Origin of the sequence: Compostibacter hankyongensis, from assembly GCF_039541075.1 — a bacterium.
Classification (GTDB): Bacteria; Bacteroidota; Bacteroidia; order Chitinophagales; family Chitinophagaceae; genus Compostibacter; species Compostibacter hankyongensis.
The window spans coordinates 1-22,485 of sequence record NZ_BAABFN010000004.1 but is presented as its reverse complement, the minus strand read 5'-3'; the positions used below and the strand labels follow the sequence as shown (position 1 = coordinate 22,485).

General features: G+C 44.9%; 19 protein-coding genes. 12 read left to right on the top strand and 7 right to left on the bottom strand.

Going from position 1 to position 22,485, the window contains the following annotated elements:
- Window positions 1–215 precede the first annotated feature (215 nt).
- The 10 genes from ABD851_RS09150 to ABD851_RS09105 all read left to right on the top strand — a co-directional run bounded on the left by ABD851_RS09150 (window position 216) and on the right by ABD851_RS09105 (window position 13,278).
- Window positions 216–1,436 (top strand): lanthionine synthetase LanC family protein, encoded by a 1,221-nt coding sequence (locus tag ABD851_RS09150; RefSeq protein WP_344978415.1) that lies wholly within the window; start codon window positions 216–218, stop codon window positions 1,434–1,436.
- 39 nt (window positions 1,437–1,475) lie between these two features.
- Window positions 1,476–2,138, top strand: coding sequence for a DUF5672 family protein (locus ABD851_RS09145; RefSeq protein WP_344978414.1), 663 nt, complete (start codon window positions 1,476–1,478; stop codon window positions 2,136–2,138).
- Window positions 2,139–2,163: 25 nt separating this feature from the next.
- Window positions 2,164–2,793, top strand: coding sequence for a class I SAM-dependent methyltransferase (locus ABD851_RS09140; protein WP_344978412.1), 630 nt, complete (start codon window positions 2,164–2,166; stop codon window positions 2,791–2,793).
- A gap of 328 nt (window positions 2,794–3,121) precedes the next feature.
- Window positions 3,122–4,777, top strand: coding sequence for a cysteine peptidase family C39 domain-containing protein (locus tag ABD851_RS09135; protein WP_344978411.1), 1,656 nt, complete (start codon window positions 3,122–3,124; stop codon window positions 4,775–4,777).
- Between the two features lie 1,095 nt (window positions 4,778–5,872).
- A complete protein-coding gene (locus ABD851_RS09130) occupies window positions 5,873–8,092 on the top strand; it encodes a peptidase domain-containing ABC transporter (RefSeq protein WP_344978409.1) in 2,220 nt (739 codons plus the stop codon).
- A gap of 47 nt (window positions 8,093–8,139) precedes the next feature.
- On the top strand, window positions 8,140–9,438 hold the full coding sequence (locus ABD851_RS09125) for an HlyD family secretion protein (protein ID WP_344978408.1): 1,299 nt from the start codon (window positions 8,140–8,142) through the stop codon (window positions 9,436–9,438).
- A gap of 35 nt (window positions 9,439–9,473) precedes the next feature.
- Window positions 9,474–10,625: a peroxiredoxin family protein gene (locus tag ABD851_RS09120; protein WP_344978406.1), complete on the top strand. Its 1,152-nt coding sequence runs from the start codon at window positions 9,474–9,476 to the stop codon at window positions 10,623–10,625.
- A 343-nt stretch (window positions 10,626–10,968) separates the two neighbouring features.
- Window positions 10,969–11,502, top strand: coding sequence for a hypothetical protein (locus tag ABD851_RS09115; protein WP_344978405.1), 534 nt, complete (start codon window positions 10,969–10,971; stop codon window positions 11,500–11,502).
- 75 nt (window positions 11,503–11,577) lie between these two features.
- Window positions 11,578–12,162: a lysozyme inhibitor LprI family protein gene (locus ABD851_RS09110; protein ID WP_344978403.1), complete on the top strand. Its 585-nt coding sequence runs from the start codon at window positions 11,578–11,580 to the stop codon at window positions 12,160–12,162.
- Window positions 12,163–12,297: 135 nt separating this feature from the next.
- A complete protein-coding gene (locus ABD851_RS09105) occupies window positions 12,298–13,278 on the top strand; it encodes a hypothetical protein (RefSeq protein ID WP_344978402.1) in 981 nt (326 codons plus the stop codon).
- Here the strand turns inward: ABD851_RS09105 and ABD851_RS09100 are convergent.
- From ABD851_RS09100 to ABD851_RS09090, 3 genes are read right to left on the bottom strand one after another with little or no spacing between them, the layout of a single operon-like run.
- Window positions 13,271–13,609 (bottom strand): HepT-like ribonuclease domain-containing protein, encoded by a 339-nt coding sequence (locus tag ABD851_RS09100; RefSeq protein ID WP_344978400.1) that lies wholly within the window; start codon window positions 13,607–13,609, stop codon window positions 13,271–13,273. The genes ABD851_RS09105 and ABD851_RS09100 overlap by 8 nt on opposite strands.
- The gene (locus tag ABD851_RS09095) at window positions 13,606–13,908 is read right to left on the bottom strand and encodes a nucleotidyltransferase family protein (protein ID WP_344978398.1); all 303 of its coding nucleotides are present in this window, start codon (window positions 13,906–13,908) and stop codon (window positions 13,606–13,608) included. The genes ABD851_RS09100 and ABD851_RS09095 overlap by 4 nt, the downstream gene beginning before the upstream one ends.
- A 28-nt stretch (window positions 13,909–13,936) precedes the next feature.
- Entirely contained in the window at window positions 13,937–15,922 is a 1,986-nt protein-coding gene (locus ABD851_RS09090) for a glycoside hydrolase family 76 protein (protein ID WP_344978396.1), read from the bottom strand.
- Between the two features lie 93 nt (window positions 15,923–16,015).
- Between ABD851_RS09090 and ABD851_RS09085 the strand changes: the two genes are divergently transcribed.
- Window positions 16,016–16,963, top strand: a complete 948-nt coding sequence (locus ABD851_RS09085; protein WP_344978394.1) for a TolB family protein — start codon at window positions 16,016–16,018, stop codon at window positions 16,961–16,963.
- A gap of 52 nt (window positions 16,964–17,015) precedes the next feature.
- Here ABD851_RS09085 and ABD851_RS09080 read toward each other — a convergent pair whose 3' ends face one another.
- Window positions 17,016–19,439 (bottom strand): hypothetical protein, encoded by a 2,424-nt coding sequence (locus tag ABD851_RS09080; protein WP_344978392.1) that lies wholly within the window; start codon window positions 19,437–19,439, stop codon window positions 17,016–17,018.
- 163 nt (window positions 19,440–19,602) lie between these two features.
- Between ABD851_RS09080 and ABD851_RS09075 the strand changes: the two genes are divergently transcribed.
- Window positions 19,603–20,283, top strand: a complete 681-nt coding sequence (locus ABD851_RS09075; protein ID WP_344978390.1) for a DUF1345 domain-containing protein — start codon at window positions 19,603–19,605, stop codon at window positions 20,281–20,283.
- An 83-nt stretch (window positions 20,284–20,366) separates the two neighbouring features.
- Here ABD851_RS09075 and ABD851_RS09070 read toward each other — a convergent pair whose 3' ends face one another.
- The 3 genes from ABD851_RS09070 to ABD851_RS09060 form a co-directional block, all read right to left on the bottom strand.
- On the bottom strand, window positions 20,367–20,858 hold the full coding sequence (locus ABD851_RS09070) for a DinB family protein (protein ID WP_344978388.1): 492 nt from the start codon (window positions 20,856–20,858) through the stop codon (window positions 20,367–20,369).
- A gap of 91 nt (window positions 20,859–20,949) precedes the next feature.
- Window positions 20,950–21,786 (bottom strand): class I SAM-dependent methyltransferase, encoded by an 837-nt coding sequence (locus ABD851_RS09065; protein WP_344978386.1) that lies wholly within the window; start codon window positions 21,784–21,786, stop codon window positions 20,950–20,952.
- A 51-nt stretch (window positions 21,787–21,837) separates the two neighbouring features.
- A complete protein-coding gene (locus tag ABD851_RS09060) occupies window positions 21,838–22,302 on the bottom strand; it encodes a DinB family protein (RefSeq protein WP_344978384.1) in 465 nt (154 codons plus the stop codon).
- Window positions 22,303–22,485 lie beyond the last annotated feature (183 nt).

Here is a 22,485-nt window from a genome sequence, read left to right as displayed (position 1 = left end):
ATAGCGATTTACTCCATTATGAAGCTACTGAAGTTGACACTAGCCTCTTTGTCCTTGATCCATACTGTCTGCGTATATTGCATCAGATCACGATGATTAAGATCGACAGGACAGATAACGAAGTGACAATAATTTCATCCGTAGGGCGATCTAAACTACATCCGAAGAACCCTATTTCATAAAATACTTATTCAGCCGACCCTAATTATAAAAATATGAATCCATTAAAAGGTAATTCTTCAAATGTGAAGCATAAGTATGATGAAGGAAAACTGAATTATCTACTTAATTTAATTTCAATCAAATGTGAAGAGAATAATATTTATATCAATAACGACGGCCTATTTAACGGTAAGTCAGGAGTATCATTATTTTATTTCTACTATTACAGCCATACAAAATCTGAAAAATATTTTAACCTAGGTAGTAAATTGATTTTGGAAATTTTAGAGGATTTAAACAGAGGAAAATTAGTTACGCCCTATTTATCTAATGGCTTGTGTGGAATTGTATGGTGTATTGATCATTTATTTGAAAAAGGATATTTATCAGATCCGGCAGAAAATATTTTTGGTGTTAAATTATATGATTCATTAACAAATATTGCAATCGAATCTTTATCCTTAAATAATTACGATTACTCACACGGTGCTCTCGGCATTATGGCATATTTGAATGCTCGTGGAAAAGACGTCAGCCCAATACTAAGAAAAATAATCGATAATAGCAACTCAATTGGTAATGAAGTCTTCTGGAACCCAATTATTTTCTCCCCTGCGTTACCTCACAAAAAAGATTTGACTTTAGCTCATGGAAATGCCGGAGTTCTTGCAGTTCTTTTACAGCTCCTTGAAAAAACAAAAGAGAAAAAAATGCTCAGGGAGATAATAAAGGCTAGTTCTAATTATTTACTAAGGGGAATAAATCGGAATAGCAATGTTGATCTAATATTTCCAGACTATGTCACGAACGAATATAGAAATGAACATGGAATAAATATGCAATTGTCCTGGTGTACTGGAGATCTAGGTATATTATATACATTACATAAAGCTTTAAATATTCTAAATGAAGATAAAGAAAACGAGAAAATAATGGCATTACTTGAAAAATGCGCTTTTAAAAGACATGAAATAGGAAGCGGTAGCCCTGATTTGTTTTTCTGCCATGGTTGTATTGGGCATGCGCATATTTTTAATAGGCTATATAGGGAAACCAGGCATTCTCTATTTTTCACTGCTTCTGAATATTGGCTAAATCATATATCTGAATCAAAATTAAATAGCTCAATTTATAAAAATCAGATAAACAGTGATCTCCCAAACTCAATGAAGCTCGGACTTATAAATGGAATTTCCGGCATAGGATTAAGTTTAATTTTATTAATGTCACCCGAATCAGCAATTAGGCATTTTGGGGAAATGTTTCTTCTATAATATATTCAGATACAAATCCATTGACTAATTTTAATACTCATGTTAGACCTAGCGAACGTCACACTCATCGGCATAGATTGTTTAAATATAGAGAGATTACTTCTTGCATGTGAGATTTCCAAAAAGAAAATTCGTTTTGGTGAAATAAAAATGTTAAGTAGTATTCCTTGTAGTTCTCCCTACATTATATCAATTAATCCTTTATCATCAATTAATGAATATAGTCAATTCATGATAAAAAATCTATATGATTATGTCAATACTCCTTTTGCTTTAGTTATTCAGTGGGATGGCTTTGTCTTAAACCCCCGAGCATGGAGCAGCCGTTTTTTTGATTATGACTATATTGGGGCTCCTTGGAAAAATCATCACGTAGGGAATGGTGGCTTTAGTCTCCGAAGTAGATCACTTCTTAAGCAATTGGCTAAAGATAAAGTAATTTCCACATATTACCCTGAAGACATTATGATATGTAAAAAATATCGAAAATACCTTGAAGAAAAGGGATTTGTTTTTGCACCTGAAAACATAGCGATTGAATTTAGTGTTGAGGCACAACCATGGAATAATCAATTTGGATTTCATCAAACAGATATATCCAAATTTAATCTCCAAACCTCACTTGACAGAACTTGGCATTCCCTTCTTGTAGAAACCTACGTCAGTATCCAAGGACGAAGAATTGAAATTCAAGGTTTTTAATCTATCATTCAGAAATCAACAAATAATGCATCAACAAACCACCATTTACTACAGATCGGATATAATAAATATTTTAATCAAATCGTTTAATTATTCTTCTTATCTAGAAATTGGAGTTGACGATCCTGCTCTTAATTTTGATAAAATAGATTGCATAATAAAGCAAGGAATCGATCCTAATTCGCTAAGACGTGACATTCTTAAGACAACTTCTGATGATTATTTTAAAGGATTGAAAGATAAATTCGACCTTATCTTTATTGATGGATTACATCACTGCCAACAGGTACTTAGAGATATTAAAAACTCTCTGAAACATTTAAACCAGAACGGTACGATAGTATGCCATGATATGCTTCCTAGCAACGTAATTATGCAATTAGTTCCAAGATTATCCAATATCTGGACAGGTGATTGCTGGAAAGCATGGGGACACCTTAGAATGACCCGTCAGAATTTAAGTATGTTTGTTATTAATACAGATTATGGAATTGGAGTGATTAAAAAAGGCTTCCAAAAATTATACGTGCCAAGAATTTCTATGGCTAAAATGGATTATTCCTTTTTCTATTCAAACAAAAAAGATCTCATGAATATCTTAACAATATCTGAATTCATTGAATTGTTTGACAAGTCCGCTACATATAACGTATAAATTTCCAATTTATGAAGATATAAATCGTCTATTGAATGACAAACTCGCCTACACAATAAGTTCCAGGGAAGCATTTTGTCAGGCATCAATATCTTTTGTAATCTTCGATATATACCAAGACAAGAGAGGGCAAAAATGCTGAATTGCTTCTTACCCTGATATACGCTTATTAAGCGATTAAAATCATCCTGAGGAGGATTGATAAAATGAATTTCTAGATTTAACTTTGGAACTGATTCTGAATAAATCATGTCTTTTGGGCCGATGCCAATTATGTCACGCCTGTGAGAAAGACGAATATTAAAGGTCGTGATTATACATTTAGATCATGTTCAGTTTGCTTCATTCTACTCAAGGCAATCTCGTCACCACTGCCATCCATCTTCTAAAGTATCTGAAGGTTTCGGTAAGTGAAAGTACCCTTGAAAAGACATTTCTTTCTCATCCGGATTATCCAAGTTTGCTAAGTCTTTCTGACGGGCTACAGCGCTGGAATGTAAATACAGTAGCTATAAAAGTACAAGAAGAGAAATTAATAGAATTACCACTTCCATTTATTGTCCATGTTCAAATAACAGATGGGCAATTTGTAGTAGTGAAGGAAATAAAGAATGACGCATTTATTTATATAGGTGCTCAAGGAAAAGAAGGTCAATGGAATAAAGAGGAATTTCTCCGAATTTGGGACGGCGTAGTATTACTTGCCGAAGCAGATGTAAAAAGTGGTGATCCAGGTTATGAGAAAACCCGGAGAAAAGAGTTCTGGAGCCATCTCCTGTTGCCTTCAGGTGTAGCTATTTTCCTATTATTAGGCTTTGCTCAAATAGTAATTAGAAAGTTGAATAATGATACCGAGATTGGGTACTATACTGTATTCATGCTTTGCAGTATGATGGGAATGATAGTCACCTGCGCCCTATTATGGTATGAGTATGACAGGCACAACCCATTGTTGAAGAAAGTATGTTCAGCGGGAAACAAAGGAGGACAGTCTGGTTGCCAGGCTATACTAGACAGTTCTGCCGCCAAGGCCATTAAGAATATCTCCTGGAGTGAGATAGGTTTTATGTATTTTACTGGTGGTTATTTGTACCTATTGATGAATGAGGAAACAAATCTTTTTCTGCTTACCCTGCTAAATATATTGGCCCTACCCTATATTACCTTCTCAATATATTATCAGGCATTTGTGGCAAAACAATGGTGTATATTGTGTCTCAGCGTGCAATGCCTATTGCTGATAGAATTCTTATCTGGAGTATTCTTTCAAAATATTGTTTTTCTATCTGTTGGGATCACAACATCGCAATCATTAATTTTCATTTTGGCTTTTTTTCTCCCGATAACGAGCTGGTTTATTATAAAGCCGATTTTGTATGCGGCTAGGGAAAGAAAGGAATTGGGTTATCGACTAGACAGGTTAAAGAAAAATAAAAAAATATTCAATGCCTTACTTCAGGACCAGCTAAGCGCGCAACAAAACACCACGAATCTTGGCATTCTCATTGGCAACTCCAAGGCTAAAAATACATTAATTAAAGTATGTAACCCTTATTGCGGCCCCTGCGCTCAAGTACATTCTCAAATAGAAGAGTTGATCTATAATAATCCTGATTGGAATGCACAAATCATTTTCACTGCTACTGGAGAAGAACAAGATAGTCGAACAGCACCGACAGCACATCTCATGGCCATTGCTGCTCAAAATAATAAAAAAATGACACAACAGGCCCTGGATGATTGGTATAATGCTCCGAAGAAGGATTATAATGTATTTGCTCAAAAATACCCTATGAATGGAGAATTACAACAACAAAAAGAAAAATTGAAAGCTATGGACACCTGGTGTAAAGAAGCAAGAATTACACATACACCTACATTTTTTGTGGCACTTACATTTCCTGAATCAGAGAGGACCAGGGAAACAATGTTGTATAAGCTGCCGCACAACTATAGCATTGAAGATCTAATATATGTTAGATGAGAAGTTATGTAGTTATAGAAAAGGTAAGAACCACATCATCTCATCTATAAAAATCATGGGACTGAGAAGGAAAAGGATGAAATTCTAAAGCTATTTCGCCGGTCGTTTTTCTCTATGAAGCGGTGAAATATACTTCCTCGTGCTCCGGAGGGAGTACTAATATAAAGCCTTCTCAGCAGAAGGCTAAAAGGAGCATAAACTGCTATCCATGGAGCACGGAGAGTGGAGAAAATTTTATAGTTCTAACATTAAAAAATACACAAAATGAAAAAACTAAAATTAAGTGGGCTTAATCTCAGCAGCACTGAGATTCTCACAAGGAAACAATTGAAAAAGATATTGGGTGGAAGCGATGGGTCTGGGGGAGATGGTAAATGCAGTGGTCAATGTGGTGGTGGAGATAGTTCCCCTTGGACAGCAGATTGTGCAGTGAAAAGCGGTTTTTGCCTCTGTCCTAATGTCGGTAGTTCATGGAGCAACTGCAAGAGTAGTTAAAGGAAGAGATAAATTTGAAAAGTAAAGGGTTAGATATTAATTAAATATATGACCCTTTACTTTTTATAGCAAGAAATGTATTCATTGATCTATTTATATGGGAAACTCCCCAAAAAAGATTATTTTCGTCTCATTTGATCATCGTTTCGCTCTTAGAAGCGTTATTGTAGGAATTTGGCGGAATAGTTATGAATATCCTTTAGTAAAATAAAGACACTAGCTATCTAAGGGATTATATAATATCTGGAATTAGGATTTCTTTATAGTGAGGGCTATCAAAACAGACATAGATGCAGTCCAAGTTAGAGTTCTGACAGCATTTCATATTACCCCAGAAAGATCTAATATTAAGTCGGTGCTTATAATTCCACTGAAGAAAAGCTCCATCTTCCAGCTATGTTTTGAGAGTTGGATTGCTTCTGTCCCTTTCAGATAGAAATTATTATACAAAAAAGAACAAATTCCGATCGTCCTCCGCATCTAGATGGAAAAATACATTCATTTATAATTATAAACATAAAGGTGATGAATTAAACGATTAGTAGAAAATAAATATCCCTTAAATGCTTTAAGGCATTTAAAGAACACAATAATTAGACTATGCGCTTCCCCCACTATAAACAGCTAGACTCTTTAGATTGTGGTCCCACGTGTTTACGTATGGTAGCTAAGTATTATGGGAAGCATTACACCTTACAGAGCTTACGTGTCAAAAGCGGAATCACTCGAGAAGGGGTTTCCTTACTTGGCATCAGTGAAGCAGCCGAATTGATCGGATTTCGGACCATAGCGTTAAAGACAACATTTCAAAAGCTGGCAGGAGAAAGTATACTTCCACTCGTTGCCTATTGGAATCAAAGCCACTTCATTGTAGTATATAAGATCAATGGAAACAGAATTTGTGTAGCCGATCCAGCTAAAAGCCATATTGTGTATAGTAGGGATGAGTTTTTAAACGGCTGGAGCAACAGTAAAATGGATAATGGCGAAGAAGGCATTGTCCTACTATTAGAGCCTACCCCTAAATTTTATAAGACGGAAGATGAAAGTAAAGGGAGGTTGAATCTATCTATATTGCTTCGTTATCTGCTGAGTTACAGAAATCTGTTAACACAATTGATTCTTGGTCTAGTCATAGGAAGTTTGCTTCAGCTTATTCTGCCTTTTCTCACCCAATCCATCGTAGATATCGGGATCAATACACGGGATATCAATTTCATCTACCTTGTACTTATTGCTCAGCTTATGCTCTTCCTTGGTCAAACATCCGTAAATTTCATTCGGAGCTGGGTTTTGCTACATATCAATACACGGATTAACATCTCTATTCTATCCGATTTTCTTATCAAGCTAATGCGGTTGCCTATTGCATTTTTCGATAGTAAAATGGTTGGCGATATCATGCAACGTATGGGAGATCATAGCCGTATACAAAGTTTCCTTACAGGCCCAACATTGAGCAGTTTATTTTCTTTTTTTAATTTTTTGATATTTACCATCGTCATTGTGATCTATGATCTAAAAATCTTTCTTGTATTTCTATTTGGTAGCGTATTATATGTGATATGGATACTTTTATTTCTGCGCTCCCGAAAAAAACTGGATTATAAATTCTTTGATGTAGCCGCACAGAACCAAAGCAAAGTGATCCAGCTGATCCATGGAATGCAGGAAATTAAGATGAATAACTGTGAAATATCAAAACGTTGGGAATGGGAAAGAATCCAGGCCCGGTTATTCAAAGTGAGCGTAAAACAACTTGCGCTTACCCAATATCAACAAGGCGGGGGCTTTTTTATTAATCAAGCTAAAAATATCTCAATTACTTTCCTTTCCGCTATGGCAGTGGTACATGGTCAGATCACAATCGGAGCCATGCTGGCTATACAGTATATCATCGGCCAACTGAATGCCCCTATTGAACAATTTATCCAGTTTATTCAAAGTACACAGGACGCCCTCATCAGCCTCGAAAGGCTCAACGAGATTCACGGCATGAAGGATGAGGCCCCCCCACTCCTTCCAGGAGAAAATGGTAATGGGCGGGAATTAACAGCAGGAATCAGCTACTTGCCTGAAGATCATGGCATTGCGTTAACAAATATGAGCTTTAAATATCCTGGTGCGGGAAATGAGCCAGTGCTAAAGGATATTGACCTCCATATACCGGAAGGAAAAATGACGGCTATTGTCGGGATAAGCGGTAGTGGGAAGACCACCTTGCTAAAAATGCTGATGAAATTTTATACTCCTATAAGGGGGGAAATTCGTGTTGGGGAACATAGACTGGACTATATCAATAATAAGCTTTGGAGAAGCAAATGCGGGTCAGTTATGCAAGACAGTTATATTTTTTCAGACAGCATTGCACATAATATAGCTGTAAGCGATGAGGTACCAGATATGAAAACACTGATTCGGGCAGCCAAGGTAGCGAATATTCTAGAATTTATAGAATCTCTACCGTTAGGGTTTAACACAAAAATTGGTGCAGAAGGTACAGGCATCAGCCAAGGACAACGGCAGCGTATAATCATTGCCCGGGCGGTATACAAAAATCCGGAATATATTTTCTTTGACGAAGCTACCAATGCCCTGGATGCAAAAAATGAAACCATAATCATGGAAAATCTAGAATCTTTTTTTAAAAACAAGACAGTTGTAGTTGCTGCCCATCGCTTAAGCACCGTAAAAAATGCAGATCAGATCATAGTGCTCGACAAGGGACGGATCATTGAAAGGGGTACACATCAAGAATTAACCAAATTAAAGGGAGAATATTTTGAACTGGTAAGGGACCAATTGGAATTGGGTAGTTAATCGTAAGCAATTGACAAAAAAATAAAATCTCAAATCAGAAATCGCCAATGCCGGAAGAAATCACAACCTTAAATAGCCTGTCTATACGTAGCGAAGAAGTACAGGAGATTATTGGCCGACCTCCAAATTGGATTGTCCGCTGGGGAATCACTGTTTTCTTTATCATATTACTAATAGTTGTAGCATTAAGTTGGTTTATCCAATATCCGGATATCGTTACGGCATCTTTCAGACTTACTTCTATAAATGCACCGAAGTCTGTTATCGCACATGCGGATGGACAATTGATTAAACTATTTATAAAAGACCATGATCAAGTACATCAAGGGCAAATACTGGGTTTTATAGAAAGCACCTCAGATCCGGAAGAAGTATTGGGACTTTCCCGTATGGCAGATACTTTATCTGCCATGATCAATGCAGATCAAACAGAAGGGATTCAATTATTTGCCCGGAAACATTTTACTAACCTGGGCAGCTTGCAGACGGATTTTCAAACCTTTAACCAGTCTCTTCTACAATTTAAAGCCTACCTATCATCCGGATATTACCAAGAAAAGAAAGATATTCTTACAAAAGATCTGGATAACTTGAAACATCTCGAAGATAATCTATTGCAACAAAAAGAAATTGCAACGCGTGATTTTCAGCTTTCCCAACAGAGTTATCATATACAGGAAACATTAGCAGTAACAAAGGTAATTGCTCCCCTTGAATTCAAGCAGGAGGAAAGCAAATTTTTAAACAAGAAATTACCGCTCACACAATTAAATGCCTCTATCATCAGTAATAAATCTTCTCAAAATGAGCTGGAAGATCAGCTGCTCGAACTGAAAAAAAATATTTCAGAACAAAAAATCACCTTTCTACAGGCCATCAACACCTTGCAAAGTGCTATTAGCGCCTGGAAATACCGGTATCTGCTCATGGCTCCTGTAGATGGACATGTTTCATTTACCTCACTTCTGCAGGAAAACCAGATTGTTGAAAATGGAGATCAGCTATTTTATATCACTCCAAAAAATACGGGCTATATGGGTACCATGCTGATATCCCAGTTTAATATGGGAAAAATCAAACAGGGAGAAAGAGTACTGATCAAGTTCGCAGGCTATCCCTTTGAAGAATATGGAAGCGTGAATGGAAGAATATCTGCCATTTCCAATGTCCCTCTGGATTCCGGATATCTGGTAAAGGTCTTTCTACCGGAGCAATTAAAAACAAATTATAACAAAGAGTTGGCCTACCGAGAGGGCATGTCTGGTAGTGGAGAGATCATAACGGAAAATAGGCGACTGATAGAGAATTTTTTTTATAACATAAGAAAAGCGCTCGGAAGTCGATAAAATTTTTAAGTTTTCATAGCTAATATTCATTTCCAATGATTTTAGTATTTAGAATATTATTGCCCGTTGTTTTTATTTGCCTTTATTTTCTTTCTTTTGGGCAAAGAAAAGATTTCAGCCTAAAACTCAATTTCCCCCGGAAATTCCAGACAGAAAAGCTCACAATGTACCTTGATGACGGCAAATCACAAAAATTATTGAAAATAGTTAATAATCATAAGAATACTATAGACGTATCAGGGACCTATTACTCAAACTATGCTGCCATAATACTCCGATATCCAAAGACGTCATATTATAATTACCAAGAGATATTTTTTGTAAAAGATAAACCTGCCGCTATTACCTTTAGTCAATCTGATTCGACAGAATCACCTTTTGAGAATTATACTCTGGCAAATGCATATGACCTTAAGAAGGGAAAAAATAAGATACATGAATTTGATTCCACCGAAGTAAAAAAAATTGAAGGTTATCTTACCAGATTCGGAGATAAGATATTTGACGGAAGCGATACTTCATTAACCCACGAATTTGGACAGCTAAATCAAAATCTCTTTAGAAAAGATCTGGAATATGTGACAAGCAATGGCCAATTATATTATTCCTTCTTTTATTTTAGAAGGAATATAGCCCCTTCATATATGATAACGCCTGACTCTGCCCTGCACCTTTTCAACACAGTTTTTCCCAAGCGCTTTAAGGACAGCGAAGAGGGGAATACCATTCTAAAGATTTTACATGGAAGAATGCCTTTAAAAAACGGCAATTCAGCTCCGGTGTTTTCCGCCAAAGACATTAATGGAAAAGAAATCTCTTTGGCAGATTATCGTCATAAAAAATACGTATTGCTTACTTTTTGGGCCACCTGGTGTGGACCTTGCATCGATGAGATTCCCGATATAAAAATTCTACACAAAAAACATTCGTCAGATCTAATGGTTATCTCTGTTGCTTATCAGGGTCCAAGTTATGCAACTTATTTAAGCGATATAAAAAAATATCATATGGACTGGATTAATATTTATAATAATGAAGACCTTATCAATTTGTACGGAGGCGCTCTCCCTATTCCAAGAATTTACCTGATTGACAAGTCTGGAATAATAACCTATGTTTATGATAGTAATGCGACGACTAAAGAAAATCCTATCTCAGTACTTGAAAAACTATTAAGTAAAAAATAATTAAGCCCGGTACCCCCATCTGGAAATATCAGCCTCTACAATGCTTACAGCCGGCAGAATCCGTTTTTCTACTATTACCAGTACAAAAAGGACGGCACACAACGGCTCAAGCAGTTCAGCCTGTTGCCCATTGTTCCTTCCGTGTCATATATCTTCAAATTCAATAACCTGAAAAAGCAGACCAAACAGTGGTGGAAGTATTGAATTCTGCAAATTAATCCGTAACTTTTACCTGCTCTATCCTTAAGCCATACTCCATGTTCAACCTAAGCACTGCCGGTAAATGCACATGCTTTACATCTTTAGTTTTTTTTTGTTCGCAACCAGTCTACCCGCTCAGCACATGGACCGGGCATTTAATATTTTTAAAAAAGATATCCACCTGGATTACAAAAAGCCAAATGGGTTTGAAGAATTGGATTCTACTTCGCATTTTATGTGTGGAAGAAATGTCTGGGTCAACCCATTTGTTTACAACCTGATCAATCATAGTAAGGACATAGTAATAGCGGTTCAGATGTGGTCCTACAAAGACCTGAAGCAGCTCGAAGACGACATGTCCTACTATGGAATTCCTGTAAATTCGGCAAACGCGAATTATTTAAGAGACATTGAGTTTCTCGCCGATACGGTCCATAGCCAGGTAATCTATTATCCCCCTGCCTATGTAAAGAAAAAATTTAATGCAGACGATGCAGGAGAATACCTGCTGAACTGTCCCTATTTATACAGAAAAAAGTATGCGCATTGCCAGGTTGTATTCCTGCATAAAAAGAAAAGGGGTGATTTGCAGTTGTTTTACTATTATACGGATGATGCAAAAGAGAAAATTGAAAAATGCATTCATAAAACCGCAGGAATGATCCGATATCAATGATTTCCCTATAAAAACATCCAGCTATTTTGAAAATCGACTTCATCACCTCAGCTTTCCTATTCATAACCTAACGCTATGCTTATCCTTAATTCGTTATTCAGAGGCATGTCGGTCACGGCAGCAGTTGCTTTCCTGTCCGCGACCACCTTATTTGCCCAGCGTAAAACCGATCAGCGCAAAACCATGTCTACACAGGACAGTATCCTGTACGAAAAAAGAAAGGCCTTCTTCGTGGCCGCTTTTAAAGAGCAACGGGAGATGAACATCAAAGCCTATCAGACCTATCAGAAGAAAAAGGCAAAGATGGACAGCACATATCGGAGCGTTTTATCCGAATATAGCAAGGATACGCTTTTTGTCCGAAAAATGAAGGTTTCACAGCTCACTTGGGAAAAATCCCTGGAGGCAGATATGGACGCTATCTTTCCCCAGGTAAAAACAAACCCCATGTACTACGGCGATATACAACCACTGTGTGACTATGACCTCCGGAGTGCATTTGTCGACAGGAGAACAGCCTTCCTGGCACAATGGCTAAGGGGTTTCCCGGAAGGCGAATGCTGCAGCGGATCCGTAAAAATGAACCATGGCGAATATTTTGATGCTATCCCAAAAGAAGAGCTTAAAAATTATAGCTGGGGGCTTTCCGGGGATTATTAGTCCGAGACTTTCCTTTTATGCCAATAGTCGCCGCGGGAAATGGATGCAGATGATCACAAGCGAAAGAAGAGCCTATCAAAAATCGTGTTAGTCTTATCTCCATACCGCGTATATTGCATAGCATAATATCTTTTCATGCAAAGGCGACTGATGCGTTTCCACACTATAATATTGCTGCTCCCGCTGCTTTTTTTCAGCAGTACCGGATTCAAAGAGCCCAGGTTGTTGCCGGGTCCTGATCGAAACATTTCACTCATCCGCGACCCGAATTTCAGCAAAGGCATCAACCTGCGAGGCTTCTACGCAGAGCATCCCGAAACCATCCGGGCATTGCATCCCTTTGACAGCAATAAGACTGGCAAAGCCGTATGGATACTCGATCAGTGGGCCTCCCGCTACAACCTGAAAGATGCAGCACGGGAGCAGCTCCCGGACGGAAGCGTCCGTTATGCCAATACGGGGAAGACGGTCATCCTGCACAGACCGGGAAACGGCAATGCTGCCGACCTGGAGGTTTTCGGCTCACGGGAATACACCGCCCCGCGGAAGCCCAACCAGCCCTGGCCGCATCTGCTGCTGGAACAGGGCATGGACACCCGGTATCTGCTGAGCCAGATGGAGCAGCTGAATTTTCAGATAACGGCACGGCTCCGTTACTGCAATGACAAAATGGACAGCGCGACATTTAAATCGGATCTGCATACCGCACAGTTCAGCATCTACCTCTCCGTATCGAATGTCAATAAGCAATCGCCGGGCTATGGGGATTACCTCTGGTTCGGCCTTCCGCTCTACGACTACCGCTACCGGAATATCCCGCGGTTTGCGGCGGAAGACGGAGGGAAACCGGATGCCACAAAGAAATTCATCTACAGCTTAAGCGGAGCCCAACTCTATAGCGGAAGCTTCTGTGACGGAAAATGGATCAGCATTGACAAGGACCTGCTCTTTTTTATCAAAGCAGCGGTCAACGCCGCCCGGCAGCACGGTTATCTGCAAGAGACATCATGGGAGGATATGGCGATATCGGGCATGAACATCGGCTGGGAAATGCCCGGCACCTTTGATGCCGCCATGCAATGGAAGGATATGGAGCTAAGAGCTCAACTCAAATGATAAGCAATTGATTAACTTCCTTATTAAGGATCGGAATATCCTTCATAACCACTTTCCAGATAATCACGTCATCTACATTGTCATAGGCGTGAATGACTTTGTTCCTTAAATCGACAATGAGTCTCGCATAAGAAATAGGAAATTCCGGGCTTATTTTCAATAACTTACTTATTGCCTCACCTATAATTTCTAATTCTCTTTCTACAGCGCGACGCTTGGTCTTGCTTGATTTGTATTCCTCAAAAATACGACGTCCTTCCAAATGTTCGTCTATAGATTGGATGGATGTGAGAATATCGACAAGCAGCTTTTTCTCCTCCAGCGTGATCATAACACCTGGAATTTGTGCTGGTTAATGCTCTGTAAGAGATAAGGATTGGTCACGGTTTCTTCCGAGACCAGATCTACTTCTTTATGCAGGAGGTCCTGCAGCGCATACAACAAATTAAAATAATTAGTGCCGTATGTCTCGTAGTCTAAGTCAGGAGAAAAACTAATCAGGAAATCGAAATCACTCTTAGAATGCATAGTATCTTTTACAGCACTGCCGAAAGCATAGGCCCTCCTCACCCCATATTGCTGCATAAGGTGTTTGATCTGTGGAAGGTTTTGCTGTAAAAGGTTGTTCATGTCGCAAAGATAGGGAAAGTGGGGCTTTTTAATGCGCATTCCGCAGTACCCAGCTGTGCTCTTTGCCGAAACCCTTTATCTCGAGATGATCCGGGTATACGGATACGATGGCAAAGGCCTGGTCTTCCTGCTCTACCATACCCTTGAAGGAAACATAATTGACGCCGCCGCGGAGGAAATACTGGCTGACATGCACGTGGCCGTTCAGGTAAGCCATCACGTTCTTATAGGGCTCGATCAACCGGGCTACCTCGGAGGATTCCCAGAGCACGTCGCGACCCTTGTCGGGATACAGCGGCATATGACAGGTAAGGATCACCCGCTCTCCTTTCCGGACGGCCAGGTCCAGCTGCTCTTTCAGCCAGCGTAGCTGCTCGCTGCCCAGGGCCCCGTTCCAATTCTCCGCATTGACGGCCTTTTCTGCCTTGAGCTTTTGCAGGATAGCGGAAGCCTGCCGGTATTTTTCGCTTCCTTCGGGATTACCAAAAAGACTGACATCGCCGGCATCCAGCTCAATAAAACGCCAGCCTCCTTTTTCAAAGGCATAATAGGGATGCTTCAGCCCGAGCGTACGGAACATCTTCTTCGTTTGCCCGCCTCCTGTGTTAATCCCGAAGATCTTCTTCGACTGCTCCTCCCCTATATTAAAATCATGGTTCCCCAATACATGATACAGCGGCATCTTCAGCCGGTCCGTGATCTTATTGAGCGGGGCAAAGCTCTCAAATCCTTTGTCGATAAAATCTCCGAGGCTCAGCACAAAATCCACGCCCGCCGCATTCATCGTATCCACCGCTTCGCCCAGCTTGCGCAGGGAAGAACGGTAATGCCGGGTACCGGCATTGTCCTGATCGGCATACTGCACGTCGGCTATCACCCCGAAACGGAACAGGGGAGTACCGGCCAGGCCGCCCAGGTAATGCTGCTTTTCCAAAAACGCAAGACGGGCCAGTATCTCGAGCATACCCGACTGGTTGACCAGGTCCGAGGGGTTCGGCTTGCCCATCAGACCACTGGAATGCCGGTCTTCCTGCAGCGCATCATCCACACAGGCTGCAAAGCGCCTCACGTATTGCGGATCCGGATACACCTGCAGCAGGTGCTGGTAAGCCCGCAGCAGCACGGCGCTGAACCAGTAGCCGTCCCGCAGCTTCCCATCAGCACAGAAATAAGCGGAAGAGCTGTCGGCAATACGGACCGCCCGCTCCAGGTACTGCTGCTCCTTCGTCAGCGTATACAGGTATACGTTGGCTTGCAGCATAGTGCCGGAATTATAGGCGTACAGGTGACGATCGGCCTTTCCCGTAGTCAGGTTCAGATTGTCGTAGTACAGACCGGAGGGCGCCTGCAGGCTGCGGTTTACCCAGCCATATAACAGCAACGCCGTGTCAAGGTATTTTTTATCCTGCGTGGCCTGGTACAGCTGCAGAGCCACCAGTATGCCGGGACCGTTCGAGCAGGTATTCTTGGTCTTGCGGTTGCCCTCCTCCCAGTAAAGTCCTCCGCCGGCCTTCGTGTCAAAGCCGGTCATCATAAAACGATAGACCTGCTTGCCGACGTCCAGATAATTTATTTTGCCGGTACGCCGGTAGGCATCCAGGGCAGCGATGCCGATCCACTGGTTGTCGTCATAGAAGCGGGCGCCGCCGCCATCCTTTACCACATAGGAATCAAAGCCGGGTGCCGGAGATTCAGGACTGTAATATTGTTGGATGATGCCGAGGGTACGATCCACCAACCCGCTGCCGGCACCCAGCCTTTCTATCTCATTGTCCGCCTGCAGCAACCCGCACAGGGGCCAGAGGTAAGAAAATTTATTGTCCTTCTTCTCCGGACGCATATGCTCCCGGTAAAAACCGGTCTGCGCATCAAAAAAATTCTTTTCAATGGCGGCCTGCAGGGATTGTTCTGTCTGCCGATAGGATCCGGGCTGCCCTGTACCCGTAGTCTGAGCACGGCCGGCAGACACAACGGCAAGCAGCAAACAACCCCCTAAAATAACGCTTAATCGCATGGTGTAAAGATAATAGAGGAAAGGGAATATTTCGTATCTTCCCCTGGTTCGATTATTGCGATATATTTTACCCATTTCAACCCTGCTTGACTGATGAGAAAATTCCTACTCTCCACATTCAGCCTGGCTGTTATCGCCAGCACTACCTGCTGCTCCAAAAAGGATCACAACAGCGATAAGCCGCCCGCAGACAAACACACAGGCAATCTCTATTACCGCTGGGCCGATGAAGGCACACTGAAGCTCGACCTCGGTTCGGGGACAAAAAGTGTGATCCTGCCCGATGATACCAAACAGAACGGTTTTCATATGAGCAGGAAGCAGGACAGGTTCCTGCTCCTCACCGATATCGAGGGGGATTATGACAACGAGGCCTTCCGGCTGCAGGACGACAAGGGTACGCTAATAAAGGAGTTCAAAGTACCCGAAGGAGATTTTTCGGGATATGTCCATCCCCAGCTTTCCTATGATGATGCCTATATCCTCGCCACCTCGCTTTTACCGGATAATGTGATCGTCATCGATATCGCGCAGAACAAGACCTATATGCTCCACGACATGGAAGGACAGAAATTTACCGACGCGGTCTGGATGCCGGACGGCAGCGTACTGCTGTCTACCGCATCAGCGCTCTACCGCTCTGCTATACCTTTCAGCAACGTGGAGCTTGTGCAGCAGTTCGGCGCCGAAGCATGGAGCCATGTTACCGTACGTCCGGACGGGAAGAAGATCGCCTTCAGCAAGGATAAGCATATCTGGATGATGGATCTGCAGGAAAAAAAGCCCGCACAGGTCAGCACCGGCAGCGAAGCGATACCGGCCGCCTTCTCACCGGACGGGAAATATCTCCTCGCCGGCATACACCAGTTCGCCAGCGGCGGCGGTCCCTGGGCCAATTATTATACCCTGTGCATCCTTCCCGCCGACGGTCGCCAATACCCTGTTGAAGAAGGCAGCGATGACAAAAACATCTCCTGGGTGAAGGCCAGCGGTTCCACAGACCCCGAGGCTTGTAGCGGCACCGTACAATGGCTGGAATAAACGAACTCCGTTCTTTTGACCAAACGCTTTTTTGGAAAGATAAATATCCCGTTCAGCTATACCGGAGCTGCACGGATACCCGCGCATCCCGGTCGGTCTTTACCCGGAGCCAGTGCGCGCTGTACCCGTCCGGAAAAGTGTAGCGTACCGTCTGACCGGCCGACAGCTTCCAGCTGCGGTACAGCTGCCAGCCGCTGTGATCAAAATCTACTTCCAGGAACAAGGTTGTGTCGCTGTCGGCCTTCATCTCAAGCTCCTTTTTGTCATAGCCCGTCATCAGATAGGGCAGCGAATACTGTCCCGCCCGAACGGCGCTGTCCTTCCAGGGACCGCCATAGCCGACGGGCCGGCCCAGCTTCCACAGGTCGTCCACGCAGCCGAACCACAGACCGGGCCCGCCGTTACCGGAAGAAAAATAATGACCGTCGTGTACCGCATCCTTCTTTGTCCCGCTGATCACCAGCAACCCCCTCCAGGAACAGAAGTCCATGATCTTTTTGAAGTGAGAGCATACCGGCCGCATTGTGGAAAATCCGGATTCATCGGCCACTTCATAAAAGGTTCCGTAGGCGTTCAGCAGCGACCGTTCCGTGATCACCTCACGCCGTGCTCTGGGCCGGCCCTCGCTAAAGAGCTTATCATACAAAGGATGAATGCGGGGCAGGCGGTAACTGCCCGTATGGTCTTTCACGATAACCGATGCCGCATCGGCTTCCACCTCGTTTTTGACCGCACATCTGGACAGAACTTCCGCTTTCCGGTCCGGAGACGGCATGCTGAAAACAAGCTGCTGATCAATTTCATAGTAGCGTCCTCCGGTGTTGCCGGCGGACTGATCCAGGTATTGGAGATTCGTATTATGACCGGCCGGCCTGAGCAGTCCGCCGTGGTATGCTGCTGTTTCGATGCCGGCGATGGCGTCAAACAGCGAACGGTATTTCTCCGCATCATGACCGCGCGCAGAATAATGAAAATAAGCACTGGCTTCGCAATCCTGATCGGTCCTGACCTTTACCCAGCTTCCTTCCGACGCGGCCGGAAAAATATGAAAGGCATAGCCCTGCGGAGGAACGGCAATATTTTCATAGAGCTTCCAGCGGCCCGCTGTACAGGTTTCCAGGGTGAAGGTCACCGTACGGTCTGCTTTATGCGAAAGATGAACCACCTTTTTGCCAAAGCCCTCCATCAGGTAGGGAGAAGAGCTGACGCCCGCCGCAACCCTGTCGTGCTGCCAGACGCCGCCCCAGCCGCTTGCCGGCCCCCAGCCGGACAAGGCTTCGGGAGATCCGAACCAGAGATTGGACTGCGACTGCCCGGGTAATTTATTTTCCATCATGCTCGTTTCGTCGGTCGACAGCACGAGCTTCCCGTTCCAGTTGCAAAAATCCGTGATCATCAGCAGATGGCTGCACAGGGGCCGGATGCCTCCGGTATGCTGCAGGGAGAACTGTTGCGGGAAGTTGTAAAGCATGCCATGCATGTCCATCAGGCAGCCGCCGTCTCTGACGGCCCGGATCCTCGGCCATTCCGTATACCAGCCGTTCGGGCTGTCGTAGGTATGCGTAGCCTTGGGCAGGCGGAACTCGCTCCAGGCTCCGTGGTCCAGCAGCATCAGGATGACCGAACGCTTGTCCCATCCGAGGCTCCACGCAGGAGCATCATCATCGGGGGCACCGTAAATGCCGCCGGGGCCCGTCACTTCGGTAAACTGACGCCTTCTGACAATGCTCCAGCACTCCCCGTCCCATTCGGCCAGCACGCCGTTCTGCTCTTCATCCTGTGAGGGGCCGCCAATGCGGATCATGCCCGGCTTTATGGGGAAGACGGTATGCCGCTCCCCGGCATTGTTGGCCAGGATCAGCCTGCCCTGCGCGGTATAAGCGCCTTTCCCATGCCAGGCCGGGATGGGTTTTTCAAAAAGCAGACGCGACTGCAGGGTATGCACGTTGGCCTCATACAGCTTTCCCTCCATATCGTAGAAGTAGACCAGATTCGCAGGATCCTTCAAATGCCGGGCCACGGCGGTCAGCCGCCCCGGCATCCTGTCCGGTGGGATCACCCTGACACGGCCGTCCCTGCTGATAAAATAGGGCCCGATGATCAGCTGACCGGATTCCCGGTGTATCATCCTGCAGGCGGGTGTGCCGCCCACGCTTTCAGGATGCACTTCCAGCCTCAGCGCGGCATCGATGGAATACAGTTTATCGGCGCTGCCCTGCGGGGCATGCGGGGAATAGGTGATCAGCCAAAGCCGGTCTGCCCAGGGCATCACGGCGCCGATGCCGCATTCGCCGGGGAACTTCAGCGGGTCTTCCGACTTGTTAAATACCGCCAGGTGGGGGTATACGCCGCTGACAGCGATCGCCTCGGGTTTTCTTTCAGCGGGCAACACAGCATCAAAGGTGGCGTATGCCGGGCTTAAACAACATGCTGCGGTGCCCTGGCCCAGTAGTTTGATAAATTCGCTTCTCTTCATTTTTGAAAGATAGCGCTTTTATAACCCACGTCATATCCTTTCGGCCAGTTGATCGCCCTGGTATAATTCCAGTCTGCCAGGTTATATATTCAATATCGTTTGTGTAAGAACAGGATGCTTCTCCCGGGAAAAAATAATGTATATTTATTGATCATCGGAACCCATGCCATCACAGAAAACCTACTTTATAAACCGGCTGACCGCCGTTCAGAAGCTGATCCTGAGCATCGGGCTCGGCGTAATTGCCTATTTTATCTTCCCCTTTTCGACCGTAAAGGCGCTGCCGCACATCATGTTTGCCTGGGATATTTTCTGCGTTTGTCTTCTGGTGCTCACGTGGATCACCTTTTACACCACACCGGTGAAAGCCATTCGGCAACAGGCCCGGCGGCAGGACGACAGCCGGGTGATCATCTTCTTCCTGGTGCTGATCGCTACCTGTACCAGCATGCTGGCCGTCTTCCTGCTGCTGATCAGCCAGGAAGACGGGTCAAAAGACAAGGCCATCCAGCTGCCGGTGGCCATTGCCTGCATGCTGCTCTCCTGGTTCCTGGTGCATACCATCTTTACCAGCCGCTATGCCCATATGTATTATGCCGATCATGCCACCCTGCCGGATCAACAGGCCGGAGGGCTTGAGTTTCCCGAAGAGCCGAAGCCGGACTTCGTGGATTTCGCCTACTTTTCTTTTACCCTGGGGATGACCTTCCAGGTCTCCGATGTGGAGATCTCTTCGCGCCATATCCGGCGGCTGGCACTCTGGCACGGACTGCTGTCTTTCGGGTACAACGCCACCATCATTGCGCTGACGGTAAACATCGTGGCGGGGCTCACCCAGGGCTGATACAGGCGGGCTGACATGGCAACAACCAAATGAAAAAGGGACAGGCCGTTAAACGTCCCGTCCCCTTCTCCACAGCTTTCTGCTCAGTGTTCATCCGCGCTGGGTCCGTAGCTGCCGGGAATGGGCACATCCAGCAACCGCAGGAAAACGCCCAGCTGCGCACGGTGGTGCACGATCTGACAGTAGGTCATCCGGATCACGTCGGCCCGGGTGTAGTTCTGGAGGATATGGTCTCCGTTGCGCAGGATCCAGGGTTCGGAGAGCTGTTCCTCTCGGGCCTTTTCCAGATGGGCGCGGCCGTCGGACAGGCATTTTTCAAAATACTCCAGCAGGTCCGCCGTATTGGTGATCACCTCGGGTTGGTAGGGAGTGACGGCAAAGTCCAGTCCGCCGGTGGTCAACCCCATGCTTACCCAGGTAGGCAGCTCTGCAATATGGGTGGCCAGCCGCTGAACGGTCATACTTTTCGGATGAGGCTGCCACTCGTATTTTTCGTCAGGGACGCGCTCCAGCATTTTCCGGGTCGTTTGTGCTTCCTGTTCCATTTCCTTGAGGAACATCGGGATCATTGACATAGTCGATACGTTTTTGATGAGGATACAAAGCTACCGGGAGCGAGTGACAGCCCTGTGTCAGGAGGGATCCGGAATAATTTATTTTATTTTTTCAGACCGCCACGCGGGCAATATTGACCCTTCGCGGACCGGGGATATCCGTTTCCGGGTCTGCAAAATACCGCCGGGCCGCCGCCAGGGGATCCAGAAAGGAAATTTTCGAAAAGCCGTAATGCGACAGCTGCGCTTCCAGCTCCGGAAGATCGACGCGCGTCAGCCAGGGCTCCCCCAGCTCAGCCGCCCGCAGCGCCAGCGGATGAGGCTCGCCCGGCCGGTCTTTTTGAGAAAAGGTAAACACCAGCTCGCTGGAAGCAGGCAGGTCCGCCGCAAAGCGGAATATCCTGTCGTTCGCGGCAGGAGTCAAATAAGGCATGACCCCCAGCCAGGAGATAAAGGCGGGGCGTGCGGGATCAAAAGCCGACGCCCTTAGCGCCGCGCGGAGGTCGCCGGTCTCCAGGTTGACGGAAACAAAGCCGAGATTTTCCGGGACAGCGATACCGGCGTTTTCCAACAGTCCGCGCTTGTCCGCCTGGGTAGCAGGATGGTCCAGCTCAAAGATGCGCAGCTCATGCGCCCACTCCGGCTGCCGGTAGGGAAAGGTATCCAGCCCGGCACCAAGGATGATATATTGCCGGACACCCCGGCGGAAGGCTTCCGAAAGACAGTCTTCTGCATACCGGCTCCTGAGCAGCACGTGCGCTCTCAGGGCGCGCGCTGCCGGATGTGCATACCTTACCGCGTTCTCCCGGATATGCCGGATAAGGTCTTCCGGCAGCAACCTGAGGATCACCGTATCATCCAGTATTTTCGGACCCGGGTCCGAGAGCTGATGCACCGCGCGGAGCATAGACACGCCGCGGGAGGTGATGCTTTCCTTATCCTTGTCCATTATTATTGCAGCGTACTTTTCTGTTTTCTTTTCTACAGCGAAAATAAAGGCTCAGCCTTGCTTTATGAACCGTTTGAGCGTCATCACGGCGGCAAGATGGAATCCTTCGTGAAACAGGAGAAACTGCAGAACGTCTTCGATGTTATGCAAGGTTACACCGTAACGGGTATGCCGGACCTCATATTCTTTGAACAGGCCCTGCCGGTAGTCTTCGTCCAGCCGGTCGATGGTGGAAAACGACAGCTTTTTTATTTCTTCCAGCCCGTTCCGGTCAACAGGATCCTCCGGCTTTGTCCCGGAAGCATACCTGCTGATAAAGGTTCCTTCCACTACAGGCGACAGCCCCGAACGCAGGTAGCACATCGCTTGCTGGCTCGCTACGAGGTGCGCCAGGTTCCAGGCAATGTTATTGTTGAACCCCGCAGGGATCTCATTCATCTGCTCCGGCATCAGGTGGCCCACCTGCTCCAGTAAAAAATGCCGGATATTCTTCACCCGGTCGATACGCTCATCCATAGGTCTTCGATTAATAGACAGAAAGGAAAATTCTATTCAGCGAATGTACCCCTTTTTTGCCTTTGCCACAGCTACATCCGCCGGGCTTATTTTATTATCTTTAACGTCTTGTGCTATTAAAAACATAATGCGTGTTTGATCTTTGAAATTTTGAGTCCATTTTTGAAATTGATAAACTGGAGT

What these genes read in the sequence shown, in the direction of transcription:
- ABD851_RS09150 (WP_344978415.1), top strand. Translation starts at nt 216, where the DNA reads ATGAATCCATTAAAAGGTAATTCTTCAAATGTGAAGCATAAGTATGAT.
- ABD851_RS09145 (WP_344978414.1), top strand. Translation starts at nt 1,476, where the DNA reads ATGTTAGACCTAGCGAACGTCACACTCATCGGCATAGATTGTTTAAAT.
- ABD851_RS09140 (WP_344978412.1), top strand. Translation starts at nt 2,164, where the DNA reads ATGCATCAACAAACCACCATTTACTACAGATCGGATATAATAAATATT.
- ABD851_RS09135 (WP_344978411.1), top strand. Translation starts at nt 3,122, where the DNA reads ATGTTCAGTTTGCTTCATTCTACTCAAGGCAATCTCGTCACCACTGCC.
- ABD851_RS09130 (WP_344978409.1), top strand. Translation starts at nt 5,873, where the DNA reads ATGCGCTTCCCCCACTATAAACAGCTAGACTCTTTAGATTGTGGTCCC.
- ABD851_RS09125 (WP_344978408.1), top strand. Translation starts at nt 8,140, where the DNA reads ATGCCGGAAGAAATCACAACCTTAAATAGCCTGTCTATACGTAGCGAA.
- ABD851_RS09120 (WP_344978406.1), top strand. Translation starts at nt 9,474, where the DNA reads ATGATTTTAGTATTTAGAATATTATTGCCCGTTGTTTTTATTTGCCTT.
- ABD851_RS09115 (WP_344978405.1), top strand. Translation starts at nt 10,969, where the DNA reads ATGGACCGGGCATTTAATATTTTTAAAAAAGATATCCACCTGGATTAC.
- ABD851_RS09110 (WP_344978403.1), top strand. Translation starts at nt 11,578, where the DNA reads ATGCTTATCCTTAATTCGTTATTCAGAGGCATGTCGGTCACGGCAGCA.
- ABD851_RS09105 (WP_344978402.1), top strand. Translation starts at nt 12,298, where the DNA reads ATGCAAAGGCGACTGATGCGTTTCCACACTATAATATTGCTGCTCCCG.
- ABD851_RS09100 (WP_344978400.1), bottom strand. Translation starts at nt 13,609, where the DNA reads ATGATCACGCTGGAGGAGAAAAAGCTGCTTGTCGATATTCTCACATCC.
- ABD851_RS09095 (WP_344978398.1), bottom strand. Translation starts at nt 13,908, where the DNA reads ATGAACAACCTTTTACAGCAAAACCTTCCACAGATCAAACACCTTATG.
- ABD851_RS09090 (WP_344978396.1), bottom strand. Translation starts at nt 15,922, where the DNA reads ATGCGATTAAGCGTTATTTTAGGGGGTTGTTTGCTGCTTGCCGTTGTG.
- ABD851_RS09085 (WP_344978394.1), top strand. Translation starts at nt 16,016, where the DNA reads ATGAGAAAATTCCTACTCTCCACATTCAGCCTGGCTGTTATCGCCAGC.
- ABD851_RS09080 (WP_344978392.1), bottom strand. Translation starts at nt 19,439, where the DNA reads ATGAAGAGAAGCGAATTTATCAAACTACTGGGCCAGGGCACCGCAGCA.
- ABD851_RS09075 (WP_344978390.1), top strand. Translation starts at nt 19,603, where the DNA reads ATGCCATCACAGAAAACCTACTTTATAAACCGGCTGACCGCCGTTCAG.
- ABD851_RS09070 (WP_344978388.1), bottom strand. Translation starts at nt 20,858, where the DNA reads ATGTCAATGATCCCGATGTTCCTCAAGGAAATGGAACAGGAAGCACAA.
- ABD851_RS09065 (WP_344978386.1), bottom strand. Translation starts at nt 21,786, where the DNA reads ATGGACAAGGATAAGGAAAGCATCACCTCCCGCGGCGTGTCTATGCTC.
- ABD851_RS09060 (WP_344978384.1), bottom strand. Translation starts at nt 22,302, where the DNA reads ATGGATGAGCGTATCGACCGGGTGAAGAATATCCGGCATTTTTTACTG.